Origin of the sequence: Alkalibaculum bacchi (genome assembly GCF_003317055.1) — a bacterium.
Taxonomy (GTDB): Bacteria; Bacillota; Clostridia; order Eubacteriales; family Alkalibacteraceae; genus Alkalibaculum; species Alkalibaculum bacchi.
The window spans coordinates 19,377-38,586 of record NZ_QNRX01000008.1 but is presented as its reverse complement, the minus strand read 5'-3'; the positions used below and the strand labels follow the sequence as shown (position 1 = coordinate 38,586).

24 protein-coding genes and 2 riboswitches are annotated in these 19,210 nt (G+C 33.6%); of the genes, 9 read left to right on the top strand and 15 right to left on the bottom strand.

Going from position 1 to position 19,210, the window contains the following annotated elements:
• The first annotated feature begins 128 nt into the window (after positions 1 to 128).
• On the top strand, positions 129 to 326 hold the full coding sequence (locus DES36_RS07335; protein WP_113920581.1) for a cold-shock protein: 198 nt from the start codon (positions 129 to 131) through the stop codon (positions 324 to 326).
• 76 nt (positions 327 to 402) lie between these two features.
• Here DES36_RS07335 and DES36_RS07330 read toward each other — a convergent pair whose 3' ends face one another.
• The 5 genes from DES36_RS07330 to rlmN form a co-directional block, all read right to left on the bottom strand.
• Positions 403 to 699, bottom strand: coding sequence for a B12-binding domain-containing protein (locus tag DES36_RS07330; protein WP_113920580.1), 297 nt, complete (start codon positions 697 to 699; stop codon positions 403 to 405).
• 134 nt (positions 700 to 833) lie between these two features.
• Positions 834 to 1,400 carry a chromate transporter gene (locus DES36_RS07325; protein WP_113920579.1) on the bottom strand — a complete coding sequence of 189 codons (567 nt, stop codon included), beginning with the start codon at positions 1,398 to 1,400 and terminating at the stop codon, positions 834 to 836.
• Positions 1,397 to 1,984, bottom strand: coding sequence for a chromate transporter (locus DES36_RS07320; RefSeq protein ID WP_113920578.1), 588 nt, complete (start codon positions 1,982 to 1,984; stop codon positions 1,397 to 1,399). The genes DES36_RS07325 and DES36_RS07320 overlap by 4 nt, the downstream gene beginning before the upstream one ends.
• Positions 1,985 to 2,152: 168 nt before the next feature.
• Positions 2,153 to 2,818: a 4Fe-4S double cluster binding domain-containing protein gene (locus DES36_RS07315; protein ID WP_113920577.1), complete on the bottom strand. Its 666-nt coding sequence runs from the start codon at positions 2,816 to 2,818 to the stop codon at positions 2,153 to 2,155.
• Entirely contained in the window at positions 2,805 to 3,878 is a 1,074-nt protein-coding gene (gene rlmN, locus DES36_RS07310) for a dual-specificity RNA methyltransferase RlmN (RefSeq protein ID WP_113920576.1), read from the bottom strand. Before rlmN ends, DES36_RS07315 begins: the two co-directional genes overlap by 14 nt.
• Positions 3,879 to 4,087: 209 nt before the next feature.
• On the opposite strand from rlmN, the gene DES36_RS14790 reads away from it, so the two are divergent.
• Entirely contained in the window at positions 4,088 to 4,240 is a 153-nt protein-coding gene (locus DES36_RS14790) for a hypothetical protein (RefSeq protein WP_170128222.1), read from the top strand.
• Between the two features lie 48 nt (positions 4,241 to 4,288).
• Here DES36_RS14790 and DES36_RS07305 read toward each other — a convergent pair whose 3' ends face one another.
• Positions 4,289 to 5,242, bottom strand: coding sequence for a ribonuclease Z (locus DES36_RS07305; RefSeq protein WP_113920575.1), 954 nt, complete (start codon positions 5,240 to 5,242; stop codon positions 4,289 to 4,291).
• A gap of 259 nt (positions 5,243 to 5,501) precedes the next feature.
• Positions 5,502 to 5,711, bottom strand: a complete 210-nt coding sequence (locus tag DES36_RS07300; RefSeq protein WP_113920574.1) for a hypothetical protein — start codon at positions 5,709 to 5,711, stop codon at positions 5,502 to 5,504.
• A gap of 355 nt (positions 5,712 to 6,066) precedes the next feature.
• On the opposite strand from DES36_RS07300, the gene DES36_RS07295 reads away from it, so the two are divergent.
• Positions 6,067 to 6,321: a GNAT family N-acetyltransferase gene (locus tag DES36_RS07295; RefSeq protein ID WP_113920573.1), complete on the top strand. Its 255-nt coding sequence runs from the start codon at positions 6,067 to 6,069 to the stop codon at positions 6,319 to 6,321.
• A gap of 175 nt (positions 6,322 to 6,496) precedes the next feature.
• Here the strand turns inward: DES36_RS07295 and DES36_RS07290 are convergent, their stop codons facing one another.
• Positions 6,497 to 6,817, bottom strand: coding sequence for a DUF8180 domain-containing protein (locus tag DES36_RS07290; RefSeq protein ID WP_113920572.1), 321 nt, complete (start codon positions 6,815 to 6,817; stop codon positions 6,497 to 6,499).
• Between the two features lie 271 nt (positions 6,818 to 7,088).
• Positions 7,089 to 7,163, top strand: a riboswitch (glycine riboswitch).
• A 3-nt stretch (positions 7,164 to 7,166) separates the two neighbouring features.
• A riboswitch (glycine riboswitch) is annotated at positions 7,167 to 7,249 on the top strand.
• A 106-nt stretch (positions 7,250 to 7,355) separates the two neighbouring features.
• Between DES36_RS07290 and DES36_RS07285 the strand changes: the two genes are divergently transcribed.
• The 3 genes from DES36_RS07285 to DES36_RS07275 all read left to right on the top strand — a co-directional run bounded on the left by DES36_RS07285 (position 7,356) and on the right by DES36_RS07275 (position 10,476).
• Positions 7,356 to 8,750 carry an alanine/glycine:cation symporter family protein gene (locus DES36_RS07285; RefSeq protein ID WP_113920571.1) on the top strand — a complete coding sequence of 465 codons (1,395 nt, stop codon included), beginning with the start codon at positions 7,356 to 7,358 and terminating at the stop codon, positions 8,748 to 8,750.
• 212 nt (positions 8,751 to 8,962) lie between these two features.
• Complete coding sequence (locus DES36_RS07280) at positions 8,963 to 9,505, top strand: biotin transporter BioY (protein WP_113920570.1); 543 nt, start codon at positions 8,963 to 8,965, stop codon at positions 9,503 to 9,505.
• A gap of 296 nt (positions 9,506 to 9,801) precedes the next feature.
• Positions 9,802 to 10,476, top strand: a complete 675-nt coding sequence (locus tag DES36_RS07275) for a GTP pyrophosphokinase (RefSeq protein ID WP_113920569.1) — start codon at positions 9,802 to 9,804, stop codon at positions 10,474 to 10,476.
• A gap of 44 nt (positions 10,477 to 10,520) precedes the next feature.
• On the opposite strand, the gene DES36_RS07270 is transcribed toward DES36_RS07275, so the two are convergent.
• On the bottom strand, positions 10,521 to 11,522 hold the full coding sequence (locus DES36_RS07270; protein WP_113920568.1) for a uroporphyrinogen decarboxylase family protein: 1,002 nt from the start codon (positions 11,520 to 11,522) through the stop codon (positions 10,521 to 10,523).
• 519 nt (positions 11,523 to 12,041) lie between these two features.
• The gene (locus DES36_RS07265; RefSeq protein ID WP_113920567.1) at positions 12,042 to 12,563 is read right to left on the bottom strand and encodes a helix-turn-helix domain-containing protein; all 522 of its coding nucleotides are present in this window, start codon (positions 12,561 to 12,563) and stop codon (positions 12,042 to 12,044) included.
• 191 nt (positions 12,564 to 12,754) lie between these two features.
• Here DES36_RS07265 and modA point away from each other — a divergent pair, with 191 nt between their 5' ends.
• From modA to DES36_RS07250, 3 genes are all read left to right on the top strand, one after another.
• Positions 12,755 to 13,582: a molybdate ABC transporter substrate-binding protein gene (gene modA / locus DES36_RS07260; RefSeq protein ID WP_113920566.1), complete on the top strand. Its 828-nt coding sequence runs from the start codon at positions 12,755 to 12,757 to the stop codon at positions 13,580 to 13,582.
• A gap of 66 nt (positions 13,583 to 13,648) precedes the next feature.
• Positions 13,649 to 14,320, top strand: a complete 672-nt coding sequence (modB, locus tag DES36_RS07255) for a molybdate ABC transporter permease subunit (RefSeq protein ID WP_113920565.1) — start codon at positions 13,649 to 13,651, stop codon at positions 14,318 to 14,320.
• Positions 14,304 to 14,990, top strand: coding sequence for an ATP-binding cassette domain-containing protein (locus DES36_RS07250; RefSeq protein ID WP_113920564.1), 687 nt, complete (start codon positions 14,304 to 14,306; stop codon positions 14,988 to 14,990). Before modB ends, DES36_RS07250 begins: the two co-directional genes overlap by 17 nt.
• Positions 14,991 to 15,190: 200 nt before the next feature.
• On the opposite strand, the gene DES36_RS07245 is transcribed toward DES36_RS07250, so the two are convergent.
• Genes DES36_RS07245 through aroA form a run of 5 tightly spaced genes read right to left on the bottom strand, consistent with a single transcriptional unit; the run spans position 15,191 to position 19,203 of the window.
• Positions 15,191 to 15,706: a shikimate kinase gene (locus DES36_RS07245; RefSeq protein WP_113920563.1), complete on the bottom strand. Its 516-nt coding sequence runs from the start codon at positions 15,704 to 15,706 to the stop codon at positions 15,191 to 15,193.
• The gene (gene aroE / locus DES36_RS07240; protein WP_113920562.1) at positions 15,703 to 16,521 is read right to left on the bottom strand and encodes a shikimate dehydrogenase; all 819 of its coding nucleotides are present in this window, start codon (positions 16,519 to 16,521) and stop codon (positions 15,703 to 15,705) included. Before aroE ends, DES36_RS07245 begins: the two co-directional genes overlap by 4 nt.
• A 42-nt stretch (positions 16,522 to 16,563) precedes the next feature.
• Complete coding sequence (locus tag DES36_RS07235) at positions 16,564 to 16,845, bottom strand: chorismate mutase (RefSeq protein WP_113920561.1); 282 nt, start codon at positions 16,843 to 16,845, stop codon at positions 16,564 to 16,566.
• A complete protein-coding gene (gene aroC / locus DES36_RS07230; protein ID WP_113920560.1) occupies positions 16,833 to 17,933 on the bottom strand; it encodes a chorismate synthase in 1,101 nt (366 codons plus the stop codon). Before aroC ends, DES36_RS07235 begins: the two co-directional genes overlap by 13 nt.
• A complete protein-coding gene (gene aroA, locus DES36_RS07225) occupies positions 17,911 to 19,203 on the bottom strand; it encodes a 3-phosphoshikimate 1-carboxyvinyltransferase (RefSeq protein ID WP_113920559.1) in 1,293 nt (430 codons plus the stop codon). Before aroA ends, aroC begins: the two co-directional genes overlap by 23 nt.
• Positions 19,204 to 19,210 lie beyond the last annotated feature (7 nt).

Sequence of the window (19,210 nt, the reverse complement as noted above, 5' to 3'; positions counted from 1 at the left end):
TAATAGTAAATAAATTTAACATAAATGTTTTCAATTAGTTCTCATGAATGAGTATTATCCTAATTAGAAATGTATTTGTTATAGATATTTCATATATTTAAGGAATATAAATTAGGAGGTACACATACATGAATGGTACAGTAAAATGGTTTAACTCAGACAAAGGTTATGGATTTATTACAGGAGAGGATGGAAAAGACGTTTTCGCACATTTCTCTCAAATTAATTCAGACGGATTCAGAACTTTAGAAGAAGGTCAAAAAGTGAGCTTTGAAATCACTCAAGGTCCTAAAGGTCCTCAAGCTGAAAATATTTCAGTTCTTTAATCAGAATATAACCGTATGCTAAATAGCATACGGTTTTTTATTTTCGACCTTAGAATTGATGCAGGAGATTCTAAGGTTAGAACGAACTACGATACATGGCCACTTCAATCATCTTCATCACTTTATCTAAAATATCTCTCATAAATATAATATCCTTAATATTATATTCTCCGCATTCAAATCTTTTCGTTACACGGTCTACTCCATCTTTCATAGCTTTTATAAAAACTTCTTTCATATCGTCATCTAAATCGCCATTTACAAAACCTTGGCATATATGAATAATTTGATCTTTGTCTAAATTTCCTACAACTTTTGATAATTCATCATAATCTACGATACATTCATTGTTTTTTACCCCTATAGTTTTCATAGCACTTTTTCTCCTTTTACAATTGCTACAGTTTTTAATATATTTAATATATATTCGACATAGGGCTCCAATATTCTGCTTTTTTTATAATAATGTAAATCTCAAGACAAAATTTAATCCCTCACACTTTGCTTTTATGACACGAATGGATACAAAATAACACCTAATCCAAATCCCATGACGATGAGCCAGAGTTCATTAATCCTACTCCTTCGAAGTAAATACAATCCACCAACAAAAATGAGAACAGACCATATATTAAAGTTCTCCATAACAATACTTCCATCTCCATTATTAAAGATTCCAGTTAAAAAAATAGTAATTGCTGCAGCAGCGATTAAGCCTATTGCTGTAGGTCTTAAGGAAGATAGGAGGCTTTGCACTAGATTTTGATCTTTATATTTTAAATAAAAACGTGCTACTACAATACATATAAACATAGCAGGAGTACACAGACCTAGTGTAGCAATAATAGAACCTGGCACTCCTGCAATTAAAGTACCTACAAAGGTGGCAACATTAATTGCCATAGGTCCTGGTGCCATTCCTTCTAGGGCAATGATGTCCGCGTATTGCTGTGCTGTAATCCAAGCATTATTTTGAACTACCGCATCGTAGATCAAAGGTAAAGAAGCGTATCCTCCCCCAAAGGTGAAAATGGCCACTTTAAAAAACTCAAAATATAGTAATAGGTAAATCATTTTTTGGTTGAGCCTCCCATCTTCTTAGATAATAAAATCATTTGTATTACCGTACCTAGTACTCCGCAGAGGAAAATAATAAGAACTGTGTTAATGTTTAACATAAAATCTAAAACAAAGGCTAAGATCATAATCAAAATAGGAAGCCAATACTTATCCCTTAGAATTTTTCCCGAGTAATTTATGAGTACATTAATCATAATGGCGCCTACTACAGCTTGAGCGCCTTTTAATCCATTGCGTACAATAATATTGTCACTAAACAGGGTATAAAAGGTTGAGATTAAGGCTACTGTAACCAAGGGTGGAAGAACTGCTGCTGTCACTGCCACAATAGAACCCTTTAGACCAAATAAGTTATAACCTACCATAATAGAAGCATTTACTGTGAAGACTCCTGGGCTCGTCTGAGACATTGCCAAGATATCAATCATTTCTTCTTCATTAATCCATTTTAATTCGTCGACAAATTTTCTATGCATCAATGGAACAATAACATAGCCCCCTCCAAAAGTTAGAGCACTAATTAAAAAAATCTCTTTAAATAGATTCCACAATGGATGATTTTTTATTCTGTCTACCATATAAACACCTTTTTCTTTCGTGATTTTACCACTGAGCGAATCCACCTTAAGAACATTACCTCTATAGGCGGAGTATGCTCAAGACAGTTAATTACAATATGAACTCGACTAAACTTCAGTAGGGGTCCAATCCACTCACTAAAAAAAGTCTTGTTCAATATTTGCAGTTCATCTTCCTACAGGACACGTTTTAATGCAAATACCACAAACAGAGCCTCGACCTATATGTTGGTAATGTTCCTTCATATGAGTGCTACAGCCATGAGCATCATATAATTCTTTTCTCTCCATACCTTGGATCCAATTTTGTCCTTGAATAGCCATAGCAGGGCAGGAATTCACACAGATTTTACAATTACCACAAGAAGATTCTGTAACAGGAGTGCCTACTGGCAATTCCATATCTGTTAGTATGGTTCCTAATCGAACTCTGGGACCATATTGATGATGAATAAATAAGGCACTCTTGCCAATCCACCCCAGACCTGCAAGAGTTGCTGCAGTCTTATGAGGAAAGGCTCCATAATAAGATTTGTTGTGTAATGATTGAGATGCCGGGATAGGTATTGCACCAAACCCGCAATTTTGAAGAGCAATGGTCGTCTTTAACATCACTTCATTGAGATGATAATTTACACTGCGATAGTGAGAAAAATATGTATCTGTTGGCTCATCTATAATATCATCAATAATTCCATTGGATAACTGAACCACTAGAGAAATCGCATAATGATATCTTGACCAATTTGAGGGTACTACTTTCTCCACATCACTAAACCCCACGTGGCTTATTCCCAATTCTTTCATAAATTCTTTTAAATCATGACCGTTCATGTATATCACCTAATATTGTTTTTATTCTCAATTGTCCACAGGCAGCGTCTATATCTGTGCCATGTTCATGACGTATTTTACAATTAATATTGCTCTTTTTTAAGGTATCATAAAAAGACAATAGAGAAGAATGCTCACTTCTATTGTATTGGCTGCGTTCATCTACTGGATTATAAGGTATTAGATTCACGTAAATTTTATCTTTTATTTCGTTTAGCAATGAAGCCAATTCTAGAGCATCTTCTTTTTTATCATTTACTTCCTTTAGTAGGATATACTCAATAGTCACTCTGCGTTTTGTATTGCTAATATAATACTTGATCGAATCCATGAGCTTTTCTATTGAATATGTGGAGTTGATTTTCATAATTTTTGTTCTCATTTCATCATTAGGGGCGTGAAGAGATATGGCCAAGTTTACTGGCAAATTGATCTCTGCAAATTTACAGATTTTACTTGGAATGCCACTTGTAGAAACTGTAATACAGCGACCTGGAATAGCAAGACCTTTGTGGTCTAATATAATCTCTATAAAATTTATAATACTAGAAAAATTGTCAAAGGGCTCTCCTATACCCATGATTACTACATTGCTTACCATTTCATCTTGTTTCTTATTGTCTAGATAAAGCTGTACCCCCATAATCTGCTCTAGCATTTCACCACTAGAAAGATCTCGTTCTTTATTCAGTAAACCGCTTGCACAAAAACTACAACCCATATTACAACCTACTTGGGAAGTGACACAAACAGATATACCATACTCGTATTTCATCATAACCGTTTCAATTAAATGACCATCTTTTAATTGAAACAAAAATTTAATAGTTCCATCACTTGATTCCTGCTTTTCATATAAAGTTAAACATTGTATATAAAAATGTTCTTCGAGTAATTGCAAACACTCTTCTTTTAGATCTACCATATCCTTAAATTCAAAAACTCTCTTGCGATAAAGATAGTCCCAAATTTGAGATGCTCTGTATTTTGTATGACCTTTCTCTATGATCCAATAAGTTAATTCACTATATGTCAAATCGTATATATTTCTTTTATCCATCTTGTCCTCTTTCTTCGCTTATGAAAACTACTGTTGCTCTATCATAATATCATATTATCATAATATTATAAATATGACGCATATTGCCTCAGCTGATTCGCATATTATACAGGTTAAAAACCTAGCACAAAAATAATTAAAAGCTATCACCAATTTTAATGATTTAACGTACTATATATGGAAATTTAATATAATTAGGAGGTTGTAAAATGTCTTGCTTTTTTGATGAACTTGATTGTTCTACACTATTAATGTTCTTCTTATTGTTAATTGTATTATTTGATAACTGTGGTATTTGCGGAGATGATAATGAAACATTATTGTTCTTCTTCTTGTTGTTAGTAATCTTATTCACAAAATAACTAACACTAGAGAGAACATAAGAAAGCCATCTGTTACAGGTGGCTTTTCTAGTGTTTATAGCTTAACTTCTTTACAAAACCATCATAAGCAATTACAGTATTTTCAAAAACATCGTCAGCAAAACTTTTATAGATTTCTGCATTTTCTATGGCTGTGCTGAAATGTGTTAGAAGCAATTCTTTTACTTCTCCTGATTTTGCCAGTCCTGCTGCTTCTGAAAATGTCATATGTTTATTTTTTATTGCCTTTTTTAAATCAGCATCATCTCCATAAGTACCTTCACAAATAAATAATGTACTACCTTTAATAAAATCTGAAATTGCTTCAATAGGACGAGTGTCCGTTATATAGGAAATTTTTAATCCTTTTCTTTTATTCTCTAATACCATGTTTGGCTCATAAACTTTATTATCATAAGATACAGTCTGTCCCTTTTGTAGTGTTGACCAAAATTGTTTAGGTATATTAAGAGCTATGGCTTTTTCTGGGTTAAATTGAGCTTTTCTTATAATGTCAAATCTAAATCCCATGCAGGATGAAGAATGATCTAGTTCTAATATATTTAAAATGATTTCTGCTTCATTAACTATGGAATACTCTTCGACCACCAGTCTATGAGATGAATGAGTGATAGATAATGGATTTTTAGGATTTTCAATTATTATTAATTCAAAGGGTAGATATGCTATTGTACTAAGCAGCCCTTTCACTGCATCTCTAATTCCTATACACCCTATTATAGTTACAGGTAAAGTTCTGCCGCTATTTCCCATAGTTGATAATAAACCTGGTAAACCAAATATATGATCACCATGGAGATGAGTGATACATATTATATCGATATTCTTAAAACCTGTCTTGTTATTCCTCATAGCTACTTGAGTACCTTCACCACAGTCTAAAAGTATTTTTTTACCTTGGTAATGTATTAAGGTGGAAGATAAAAATCTATTTATCATAGGCATTCCTCCACCACATCCTAATATCTTCAATGTAATCATACGTTCACCTTCATCATTTTTTGTATTAATAAATTACTCAATACTCTTTTTTATTTCCCCATTTCATATTACTACTCATATCATATGATATGAGGTTAAATCGGAAAAATACTATGATAAATCAAAGCATAGACCCTAGCGTTCCAACTTCCTATCCCTTGCATATTTCTTTTGATCTGCTTTTTTAAATAAGTAATATTCACTTATTTAGTATGAATATAGAATCAGGACTTACTTTATATAGCAAGTCCTGGTTTTATTATTTATGCTTATTTTCTGCTTTTGCAATTTGTTTTTTATAGCTTTCAATTTCCTTATCAAACTCTGAAAATTGATCTGATACTTCATTGCTCCATAGATGCAACCCATCTTGATCAAATGTCATTTTTTTCTCAAGCTCAACGTCCTTAAGGTTTTCTTTTAGATCTAATAGTCTACGTTTTTCTGAATCTGAGTAATTGCTTTTCATATAATTGACCTCCATATAAAAATATTTTCTCGGTACTGTTCTTCTCTTAAATGAATTCAAAATAGGCAAATTTTATTTCTCAAAATATAAATTTCAAAATAAATTTATTCTTTACAAGTATTATTCTTTGCCTATTTAACCAAAGTAAACGATGTAAGTATAGGAAAACAAAACAATTATTGAATTTATCAAAAATTAAAATTAGCGTATTCGTATTTTGAGATTAGAATAATGAGGTGTAGATATGACATATAATACAAAGGACAGATTTTGTGAATATTCATAATTATATAGCTAAAACTAAGAATAGGTAGTTAGATTGTTGTATTCATAATTTGATAAAGGAGACAGATATATGGAAAAGTATACAATCAAACATTTGCAGAATCAAAATCGATTTATTATAACAAATGAAATGGGAATCGAAATTGGAAAATTAAAATACGATGTAAATAATACAGATAATTTTGTGATTTTATCTACTGTTATAACCCCCGACTACAGAGGACAATCTTTAGGTGAAAAATTAGTTCAAGAAGCTTTAGATTATGCAAAAGGAAATCACTTTTATGTGGAGTCGATATGTAGTTTTGCAGATAAATTTATTTAAGGGATGACCTCGTCATCCCTAGTTCTAAGTTTTACATTGTATGTTCTATGTAAAATCTCTAGGTCATGAATAATAATAGGTATGTTAGCTGTATTAAAATAAATACTTAATGGAAAAGTGTACTTTTATCATTAAAAAATGAGTAGTACAATACCTACTCATCTTCAGAAATCAGTTATTCTATTTTTTCTTTTGCTATTGCTAAAAATTCATTGGCCTTTTTTATGCATTCTACGGCTTCGCCAATAGCTTTACCTGTTTCTTCTTTCCCTATAGCTATTGCCTTTTGAGACCACTCGCTAAAATCTTTTGCATGATCTTCGTTGTGATCTACCCAATGACTTAGAAGTATTTTTAATTTCTTAAAATCAGCATCTACTGATTCGTGAGAATGAGTGTGATCATGTGAATGACCATGGCTGTGATCATGTGAGTGACTGTGTTCATGAGAATGAGTATGACCGTGCTCGTGTGAATGATCGTGATTGTGAACCATATTCTTTCCTCCTTCGTGTGATTTTACAGATATATTATATCATAAAATAATGCAGATTGCGCTCAATGCTTTTCCTATTATGGGCAAATACATGTCTCCAATACTTATATCTATTGTCATAAGATAGTAGAATTCTATCTAAATACCTAGTAAAGAATTTTTAATTATTCAAATCATTTATTTTAAGTATACTACATTAACTTGTTGAGGTTTTTTGTAAGAGGTGGTATAATTATCATCACATTTTGTATTACTGACAATTGAATTTCGGATGAAGATTATGGGAGAGAGATGTATCATCCGCCGAAGAAGTTACGCTTTCAGGCAAAAGGACCATAATTGGACGAACCTCTGGAGAGCCTCAATGTGAGCACCGAAGGAGCAAGCTGATTAAAAATTTAATCAGTGAAACTCTCAGGTAAAAGGACAGAGCTTAATCTTTTAAGTTATTGAATTTTGGGGCCAAATCACGTAGATTTGGTCCCTTTGTCTTTTAGAGGCCTTCTTTTACAATTCAATATTAAAAAGGAGGATAAAAATGGAAAATGCAACAAATGTATTGCAACAAATTAACTCTTTTGTATGGGGACCCCCTCTACTAATTTTATTAGTAGGTACTGGAATCTATCTGACCTTACGCTTGGGACTAATTCAGGTATTTAAACTGCCTTTAGCTTTGCGCTATCTGTTTTCCAAGGATCCTGATGACAAAGATGGACAAGGGGATGTGTCTAGCTTTGCAGCTTTATGTACTGCTCTCGCTGCCACAATAGGTACAGGTAATATCGTTGGAGTAGCTACTGCTATTAAAGTAGGTGGCCCTGGAGCACTATTTTGGATGTGGTTAGCTGGTTTCTTTGGCATGGCTACTAAGTATGCAGAGTGCTTATTATCTGTAAAGTATAGAGTCGTAGATGAAAACGGAGAAATGTCCGGTGGACCGATGTATTACATAGAGAGAGGCTTAGGTAATAAGTGGCTTGCAAAAGCATTTGCTTTTTTTGGCATAGGAGTTGCACTATTTGGTATCGGAACTTTTGCGCAGATTAATTCCATCACTGAAGCGGTTAATCTTACCTTTAATGTTCCTATATTAGCCACTGCAATAATCATCACCGTCCTCGTTGCACTGATTACTCTAGGGGGAATCAAAAGTATCTCTAAAGCAGCAGAGGTTATCGTACCTTTCATGACTGTATTTTACGTTGCTAGTTCAATACTGATTCTTGGTTTAAATATTGAAGCTCTTCCTTCAACAATTATTCTAGTTGTAAAAAGTGCCTTTACTCCTACAGCTGCAACAGGTGGATTTCTCGGTGCAAGTGTAATGCTTGCTATTCGAAGTGGAGTAGCACGAGGTGTTTTTTCCAATGAATCTGGACTCGGAAGCGCCCCCATTGCAACTGCTGCTGCAAAAACAAATTCTTGTGTAAAACAAGGGCTCATTTCTATGACAGGAACTTTTTTTGATACCATTATCGTATGTACCATGACAGGTTTAATCCTCATTATGACAGGGCAATGGCAAGGCGATTATGCAGGAGCTAGCATGACGAGTATGGCCTTTAAACAGGGTTTAGGTGGTTGGGGATCTTATATCGTCACCATCGGCCTAATCTTCTTTGCTTTTACGACGATATTAGGTTGGAACTACTATGGGGAAAGGTGTACAGAGTATTTATTTGGTGTAAAAGGGATTCAACCCTACCGATATATCTTTATTGTGTTAGTGTCTGTAGGGGCGTTTCTTAAATTAGATTTGATTTGGATTTTAGCAGATATCGTCAATGGACTAATGGCCTTACCAAATCTAATCGCTCTCATAGGTTTAAGACATGTTATAAATAATGAAACGAAGATTTACTTCCAGCAATCAAAAGAAAAAAGCAAAGCAAAGCTATCAAAAACAATATCTTCTGTAAATGAAATATAATTTATTATTTTAGGTAGGTGATTCGTCATCTACCTTTTTTAATAAGAATTAAAATGTAATAAACTCGTCTTATTCTTTATTTGATTGAACCTTGTATATGTACTTCTTGGTTCATTGATTGTAAACCAAGATTATTTTTTTGATTGACAATGGTTTTATAGTTTACTATAATGATATCATTCTATAAATAATACATATTTGAAAGGATCAATATGAAAAATCAAAAAACCACTACTCTTACTTTTATGGGTCTTATGACTGCAACGATGTGCATATTAGGGCCACTTTCTATGGCTATCCCCTTCTCCCCTGTACCCATTAGCTTTACAAATCTAGCCATATACTTTGCTGTAATCTTATTAGGATGTAAAAATAGTACCATTAGTACTTTAGTTTATCTATTAATGGGGCTCGTTGGTATACCTGTTTTTTCTGGTTTTACAGCCGGACCAGGAAAACTATTAGGTCCAACTGGGGGGTATCTCATTGGCTTTATTTTCATGGCTCTTATTGCAGGATACTTTGTAGACAGATTTAATGGAAAGATCTCTATGCAAATCCTTGGGCTAATTCTAGGCACTATGGCTACATATGCATTAGGCACCTTATGGTTAGCATATCAGGCAAATCTAACCTTTAAAGCTGCATTATTTGCTGGAGTAATCCCTTATGTTTTAGGCGATGGCATTAAATTAGGTATTGCTATTGCTTTAGGAAACCCAATAAAAGAGCGCCTGCATCGCATTAGTCGCTAGTCATTAGTCTTTAGTCACTAGCATTAGGGTATTCCTTTTGGGTCAAGATCTTTCGCTTCGCTCAAGATGACTTAAGCAGGAGCCAATGTTAAAAGTAGGATTTTCTATTGAATAAATATGTCATCAATTCACTAGGATTTCTCTTACCACTTCATCTAAGGTAGTTGCGGACGATACAATCAAGTTTCCATTACAGAGTAGCATCTTGTTTATTTTATCAAAATACAATATAATTTCTTATATAGAATTGATTTCAATACATTTTCTAATAAATAAACAAAAGGGGTACCTTTATAATGGAAATAAAACCAGTAGTAGCTATGGAGCAACTAAACACCATAGAAAAAGATTTAAAGCGATTTTTATTGTCCTATCGATTTGGACTTGAAGAGGTAATGACAAAAATCAATATTTTAAGACAAGATTTTCAATATATTCATGACTACAATCCTATTGAACATGTTAAATCTAGAGTAAAAAGCCCTGAGAGTATTTTGAAAAAAATAAACAGAAAAGATTTAGAGATTTCTAAAGCTTCTATAAAAGAGAATATTCGGGATATAGCAGGAATTCGCATTGTTTGTTCCTTTATATCAGATATTTATACAATAAGCGAAATGATTCAAAGCCAGAAAGATTTAAAGATTGTCGAGTGCAAAGACTATATAAAAAATCCTAAACCTAACGGATATCAGAGCCTTCACTTAATCTTGCAGATTCCCGTTTTTATGTCTGATGGAGTAGAAGAAGTTTATGTTGAAATTCAGATTCGCACCGTTGGAATGGATTTTTGGGCAAGTCTAGAACATAAAATCTTTTATAAGTACAATAAAGATATTCCCCAAAAGTTAATAGACGAACTTAGAGAAGCCGCCATTATTACAGCTCAACTAGAAAAAAGGATGGAAATTCTCAACAATGAAATTGAAAGAATTAAACAAATAAATAGTACGGACAATAAAAATAGATGATACTTCATTATAAGAAGTTCATCTATTTTTTTAATATATATTTTTTATTTGTTCAATCTATTGATTTCTTCCGTTATTGCCTCATATACTCCTAGGTATACACTGCCCGGTCCACCTTGTGTGATACAAGGAATAAAATAATGCTTTCCACATTCCTCTACAGCTTTTTGAACTTCAGCTGCAACGCCTTCTTTTGTCCAATCTTCTTTGTCAATCAAAGAGTTGTCTATATTCCCCATAAAAGAGATTTTTCCGCCATACTTTTTAATGAGTTCAGGGACATTATTATTTGAAATACACCCTTGCCAAATATCAATTCCCATTTCAATCATATGAGGTACTAAATTTGCTGCGTAGGAGTCGCTGTGATGTACAATCAGTTGTACTCCATTTGCTTTGTAGAAACCATAGATCTTTTTGTAAGCAGGAACGATAAATTCTTCAAACATATCTGGTGATAAGAATGAATTTTTAGAGCTGCCCCAATCATCATGATGGAAAATGCAATCAGGTTTGTAATATTTAACAATTTCTGCTGCATATCTCAATTCATATTCTGTGATGTAATCGATTAATGCATGCATTTCTTCAGGTTCTTCATAGAAGTTTAAAAGACAATCATCCATCCCCATTAAATGATGACACATTTCAAATACACCAGGTGCAACAAAAGCTGTAGCAAAAACTTCATTGCGGTCAATTGCTTCAACTGTTGGTAGGTATGGTTCCCATGCTTCTGGAGGAAGATCCGTCTTTGGAGCCTTGACAACATCTCTCCATTTTGTAATATCTTTGACTACTTTGTGTGCTTCATCGTGTACAGGAAAACCACCTGGATGACCTTCTGGCCATGCAAAAGTAATTCCCCAAGCATTTTTTTCAGGTTGTCCACCTGGCATAGGTGATTTCCCTTGAGCAGTAATAGGGTCACCCATAATCATACCGTAAATTGCATCTGTACACACAAAAGCTTCATATTGATTTACAATTCGATCAGGATTTCCTCCTGTGATCGTTTCCATAAGGTTTTGTCTTTTCGTTAACATATTTACCTCCTGATACTTATTATTTTTAAATTCAACATTAATTCATCCTTGATATTACCTGACCTGCATTGACTACACAACTAAAACAAAGTACTAGAACAGCTTTTCTAAATACATTGTTTTTTAGTTTCAAAGATGAATTTTATATAGTTATAATTATACGTTCTTTTTTTAATTTTGTCTATACTTAAATTTTACAATATCACCTCTTCATACTTTTTAAAAAAAGAGATATTTTATGTAGTGATACACATATACATTTTTATTGAAAATAAAAATGGTGATTGATTTTGCATAAAAATTATTTAAAGAAATCCAACATACAAAATCCAAAAGTGCCTTCGGCACTTTCGGCGATAGTCATTAATTCGTCCCTAGCATTAGGGTATTCCTTTTGGGTCAAAATCCATCGCTTGCGCTCACATGAATCGCATAGGAGCCAATGTCAAAAGTAGGACTTCTCTTTTACATAAAATAGGGAAGAACAAAGTTCTCCCCTATTTCGGATTTGAATGTGATCTATTTAAGCACTACAACAGACATGGCCTTAAATATGGCGTAAAATTCGTCTCCCTTTTTAATATCCATTTCGATCATAGATGCTTTTGTAATAAGTATACGAAGAGGTATTCCAATATTTAATAGAACTTTGACGCTTATGTCATCAACCTCTACGTCTTCTACAACACCTTTGTGCACATTTCTTGCGCTGCTTTTAAACGCTTCTTTACCTATGATAATATCCTCGGAGCGTATAGCTATTTTGACCTGACCTTCTAACTCAGTTGAAATAGAAATTTTCACTCCATTAGTAACAGCAAATTTTAAATTTCCTTCCGTAATAATTTCCCCGTCAAAAACATTTTCTGCTTTTCCAGTATTCATAAGGTATAGATCTAATTGGGTTTGAGATACGCGAATGCTCCTACCTATGTGATGAGCACTAATATCGCCTCTTTTTGTCATCTCATAAATTGTATATTTTGATAGCTTTAATTTATTGGCTAACTCCTCTGGAGTATATAATACTTCTTCTTGCATATGAAACCTCCTCGTTTCTTCTATCATAGATAATAATTGAGTCTACTCCTTTATTATACTACATTCTGATTAATTATCAATTGACATTTACAAGGGAGTGCACTATAATTTATTTTAAATGATTTAAATTTGTTTTAATTTGGTTTAGTTAGTTATACGAAATTATATCATAAGGAAAGAGGAGAAAACCAATGAAAAAATTCAGTATTATTTTAACACTTTTATTAGTTCTTACTTTATTCTTCGCTGGTTGTAATAGGACAGATACAGGTAACGATGCTAATAACGACATAAGCGAAAAACCAGTAGTAGAAGAATCAAATGAGAAAGGTGTTACCGTAAATATTTCAGCAGCAGCTAGTTTATCTGAAGCATTGACTGAAATTCAAACAGAATACGCTAAGGAAAACAATGACACTTTACAATTTAACTTTGCAGGTTCAGGATCCCTTCAAAAACAAATTCAAGAAGGTGCACCTTGTGATCTATTTGTTTCTGCATCTAAGGCACATATGGATGCATTAGAAGAAGCAGGCTTAATCGATACAGAGTCTCGGAAAGATATGCTTGGAAATACACTTACCCTTATTGCATCTGAAGAAAAGGCAGACGTAATCAAAGGAACAGATTCTTTGGCAAGCGCTCATGTAGAAAGTATTTCTATTGGAGAACCAGAAACAGTACCGGCCGGAAAATATGCACAACAAAGTTTTGAAAGCCTTGGGATTACAGATAAAATAAAAGACAAAATTGTCTTAGCAAAAGACGTAAAACAAGTTTTAGAATACGTAGAAACTGGTAATGTGGATTTTGGACTAGTATACAAATCAGATGCAATGTTACTTCAAACTGGTGAAATCGTTGCTGATATGCCAGCAGACAGCCATGATCCTATTGTATACCCGGTAGCATTAATTAAAGATGGAAAACAATTAGAAGCTGCAGCTGATTTCTATGAATTTTTACAAACAGATTACGCAAAAGGTGTATTTGAAAAATACGGTTTTGTAATATTATAGTCTGCGATATTCTATCATATAGTTATTTTACAATCATTACACATATACATAAGGAGCTTACATAACATGTTATCACCTATTATTCTTTCTTTAAAAATTGCATCCATTGCCACCGTTTTTTCCTTTGTATTGGGTATTTTTTTTGGCTATATCTTAAACAGAAAAAATATCCCTGGAAAAAACATTTGGGAGACTATACTCATACTTCCTATGATTTTACCGCCATCGGTAACAGGCTATCTTCTCTTAATTGCTTTTGGAAAAAGAGGAATAATAGGTGATTTTTTAATAGAACACTTTGGTATTCAAATTGTATTTACCTGGATCGGTGCAGTTATTTCAGCCTGTGTCGTTTCCCTTCCTCTTATGTACCAAAATGCAAAGTCTGCATTTATAAGCATTGATCCTATTTACGAAAAAGCAGCCGAAACCTTAGGCAGCAGCGAATGGAAAATCTTTAGGACAGTTACACTTCCTTTAGCTTGGCCAGGTATTATCAGCGGTGTGATTTTATCTTTTGCCCGAGCTATAGGCGAATTTGGTGCCACTCTTATGATTGCAGGAAATATACCTGGTAAGACCCAAACCATGCCAACAGCCATCTACTTTGCTGTAGAATCGGGAAATACAGATATAGCAAATTCTCTAGTACTAATCATGGTAGTATTTAGCTTTAGCGTAATCTTTGCATTAAATACGTGGTTAAAGAGAAAAAATTATATTGGAAAACAAGGGTGATGCACAAATGAATACCTATTTTAAAATCAAAAGCCAATTAGATCACTTTAGTGTGGATATAGAGTACGAATTCGAAAGTGGCGTCCTTGTCGTTCAAGGAGAGTCTGGTGCAGGGAAAACCACCCTTCTCAAATTTATCTCTGGACTGAAAAATCCAGAGGTCGGAAAAATCGCATTTGGCGAACAAATTGTATTTGATCACATAGACAAAATCAATATCCCTACAAGACACCGAAACATAGGCTATGTCTTTCAAAATTATGCATTATTTCCCAATATGACAGTAGCAGAAAATATTACATATGGTATTAAAAATATGATTGATTTTAAAGACAAAGCTAAAAGAGAAAAGTTGCTCTCTTACTGTGAATCCGTCATGAACACGTTCCATATTGATCACTTAAAGAAGAAATATCCTAGAAATATTTCTGGTGGAGAAAAACAGAGAGTAGCACTGTCTAGAGCCATTGTAACTAGACCTAAACTCTTACTACTAGATGAACCCTTTTCTGCTCTCGATGAAAAGACAAAAAAAATTGTGTACAAAGAATTTGAGCAATTTAAACAGAACTTTCATATTCCCACTATCTTGATTACCCATAGTTCTTTAGAATGTGAAATGTTTGCAGATCAAAAAATCGTCTTAGAAAATGGCAAGAGGGTTAATTAAAAAAAAGCGCCTGCAGCGCGTTAGTCGCTAGTCATTAGTCTTTAGTCATTAGCATTGCGGTATTCCTTTTGGGTCTAGATCTTTCGCTTACACTCAAGATGACTGGGTAGGAGTTAGAGTCAAAAGTAGGACTTTCCGAATTAAATATAAAAGGCTCTCTATTTATAAGTGAATTCTCATAAATAGAGGGCCTTTTCGTATTATTGATTATTTTCCACTTTGTATAACTGAACCTTCTCTATTATCAAGTCAGCAACCTTTTGTATCTCCCCTACATTGTTTATTTCTATATCACAATACCCTTTATATAGATGAATTCTTTCATTATATAATGAATATACTGCTTCTACTCCTTTTGATAGAAGAGGTCGCGTTCTTACATCAATATCACCCACAATATCATCTACAGGCCTGTTTATAAATACAATAACAGAATTCTTTTTAAGATTTGTGATGTTTTCTTTTCTTTTTACAATGCCCCCACCAGTTGCAATAATATGAGAATTCAATTCGCCCAATAAAATAGAATATTTGCTTTCCACATCTCTAAAGAAGGCTTCACTTATGTCAAACATCTCTTTTATGGTTTTTTCCTCATGGGATTCTATATAATCATCCATATCAATTACAGGTTTATTTAGCCTTTTAGCCATGATTTTACTTAAAGTGCTCTTTCCACAACCAGGCATGCCGATTAATACTATATTCTTGTTCATAGATATTCCTGCTTTAAAAACGCTAATATCTTTATTATTGTTTCATCTGATATCTCTACTTCATTCCATATTTCCTGTGATTTTATTGCTTGAGCAACTAACATATATAAACCATTTACACTTTTAAGACCAGCTTCTCTTGATTGCCTTATAAATACGGTCTCTGAAGGATTATAAATTAAATCTACAGCTTGTGAAAATCCCATTAAATACTTCTTATCTATAGGGGTAGCTTCTATATTAGGGAACATACCCACAGGGGTAGCGTTGATGATGGTTGAACAATTTTCAATTTTCTCAAACTCATCATAAGAAACGATTTCGTCCTCAGGAAATTTTTGTTTCGCAGTAGCCACATCTCTTGTAACAAATATTATTTGTTTGATTTCATTGTCTTTAAGGTACTCGGCAACTGCTTTTGATGCACCGCCAGTACCCAGTATTACAGCATTTTCTCCTGATATTTTTATATTTGCATTTTCTAGCATCATGCCAAATCCATAATAATCTGTATTGTAGCCTGTTGCCATTTTATCTCTACCTATGGCAACTACATTTATGGCTCCAATTTTTTCAGCTTCAGGGCTAAGTTTATCTAAATACTTGATAATGTCTGTCTTATAAGGTATGGTTACATTTATTCCATTATAGCCAAGAGCTTTTAATCCTGGAATTACATCTTTAAGATTTTCGTTATTAACCTGAAAAGTACCGTAATGACCGTTAATATTTATTTCTTCCATAATTTTGCTATTTATAATAGGAGAATATGTATGACCTAATTTTTCACCGATTAAACCAAATAATTTTTCCATTTCGTCCCCCTTATTCTCTTCTATGACCCCTTAAAACTCCATCTATATGTTTTTTATATACTCTTTTTGCATTTCTTTTGAGGCGTCCATTATTTGAATATATATTTTTTCTATGCTTTCAGCGTATTTTTCATTTTTTAAATAACCAATGCATTTTTCTATAACTTGTCTTTCCCTATCACTATCCAAAACGTCCATATTATCTTGAATTTTATATTTTGCCACATCTAATGCAATGGTAAGCCTTTTCTCAAGTAAAGACGTAATCTCTTTATCTATTTTATCTATTTCTTCTCTCGTCTTTGATAAATCTAATTTTTCCATACCTCACCTTCCCTTTCCAATATATTATCTAATAGAACCAGTGCTGCAGCTGCTTCGATAACAGGAAGAGCCCTTGGAACAATGCAAGGATCATGACGGCCTTCTATTTTAAGCTTAGTGTTTTTCATATCCAATATATTGACGGTATCTTGTTGTAGTGATATAGATGGCGTTGGTTTTATGGCTGTTCTAAAGACAATTGGCATGGAGTTTGATATACCTCCAAGGATGCCACCATTGCTATTTTGGGTACATATTATTTTCCCATTTTCTAAAGTGTATGGGTCATTTGTTTCCGAACCTTTGCACATTGCGATATCAAATCCTTCACCAAACTCTATCCCTTTTACTGCAGGAATGGAGAATACTATTTGGGCAATTTGACTTTCTAGAGAATGAAAAAACGGCTGACCTAACCCTGCTGGAACATTTATAATATATGTTTCAACGACTCCCCCTACAGAATCCCCACTGTTTTTCGCATATATAATCTCGTCTTCCATGGCATTGGAAATATCCTCTGAAAGCGTTGGAAATGCCATCTCTTTTAACTTTTTCAGCAATGTTTCATTTATATTAGAGTAATCGATTCTCACATCACTTGTTTTATGAATGCTCTTAATGCGACTTCCAATGACAATATTTTTTTCTTGAAGCATTTGCATAGCTATTGCTCCAGCAAACATAAGAGGGGCTGTAATCCTCCCTGAAAAGTGTCCCCCTCCTCTGTAATCGTTAAAGCCAAGATATTTTACTTTTGCAGGGTAATCGCTATGGGAAGGTCTTAAAGTATCTTTTAGTATAGAATAATCTTTTGATCTTATATTATTATTATAAATAACTCCGCAAAGTGGAGCTCCTGTTGTTTTTCCTTCGAATATACCGCTTAATATTTTGACTTCATCATCTTCTTTTCGCGGCGTTGCAAGGGAGCTGTTTCCAGGAGCACGCCTTGCCATCTGCTGTCTTATATAATTCATATCTAGCTCTATTCCAGCTGGAAGGGAGTCTATAACGATGCCAATCCCCTCCCCGTGGGATTCACCAAACAAACTCAGTTTAATTCTATTCCCCCATGTGGAGCCCACAAATCTTCCCTCCTAACTTTACGTAATCCTCCCAAAACCCTGGATAGGATTTTTTTACGGATGCATATTCTTCTAATTCTATAGGATAGATGCATTTTGTAGCTGCTATTGCTAATGCCATTGCAATTCTATGATCATTCCAGCTACTTACTATTGCACCTCCCTTTAGTGTTTCTTTCCCCTTAATCACAAGCCCATCTTCTAATTCTTTGACAGTTGCACCAATTTTGTTCATTTCCGTTGAAATGGCCTTTAATCGATCGGATTCTTTTATTCGAAGTCTCTGCCCATTTATTATTTTTGTCGTAACATTTGGCTTCAGTGCTCCAAGAACTGTCATTATAGGTACAAGATCAGGTATTTGGGATACGTCTATTACTATTTCCTTTTCTAAGGAACCTTCTTTACTTTCTTTTGACTTTTTATCTACACTGTCGTATCTTTCTATAATAGATAGAATTTCTTTGTCTCCTTGAAGGGAGTTTTCATATAGTCCCATACATTCGATGCTATTTCCTATACTTTTTCCTACGAGAAAAAAGGCTCCTTGGGAATAGTCGCTTTCTACACGGTAGTCTAGTGGAGTATATTTTAATCCACCTTTTACTATAAATCTCTTATAGCCTTCATTTTCAATTTTCATACCATACTTTTTCATCATATCTATGGTCAAGTCGATATATCCTATGGATTCCGTATTATCTACTATATTGATGATTGAATCTTCTTCTTGCAAAGAAAGTGCAAACAAAAGCCCTGATACAAACTGAGAACTTACACTTCCAGATATATTGTACTGACCTGCCTTTAGTTTTCCTTTAACTATAAGTGGCAAAACACCTTTTGTAGTCGTATATTCAATATTTTGTTCCTGAAATATTTTATAATAAACATCTAGTGGCCTTTCTCCTAATCTCCTTGTTCCTATAAATGTGGACTCATCACTCAGCATCATAGCTATAGGAATAATAAATCTTAATGTGGAACCTGATTCTTTACAGTCAATAACTGCTTTTGAAACTTTATTTTTTTCTTTTTTTATGTTTACTTTATACGTTTTATTATCGTTTTCGACGATCTCGATATTTGCTCCAAGTTGTCTCATGGCTTCTATAGTCATTAATATATCCTCTGAAAGGATAAGATTATCTATTATACTCTCTCCATCAGCTAAGCAAGCACATATAATTGCCCTATGACTCAAACTTTTTGATGGAGGTACAACTACTGATCCATTTAATCTCGTTGGTAATATAGTAATTTTATCCACGCTTCAC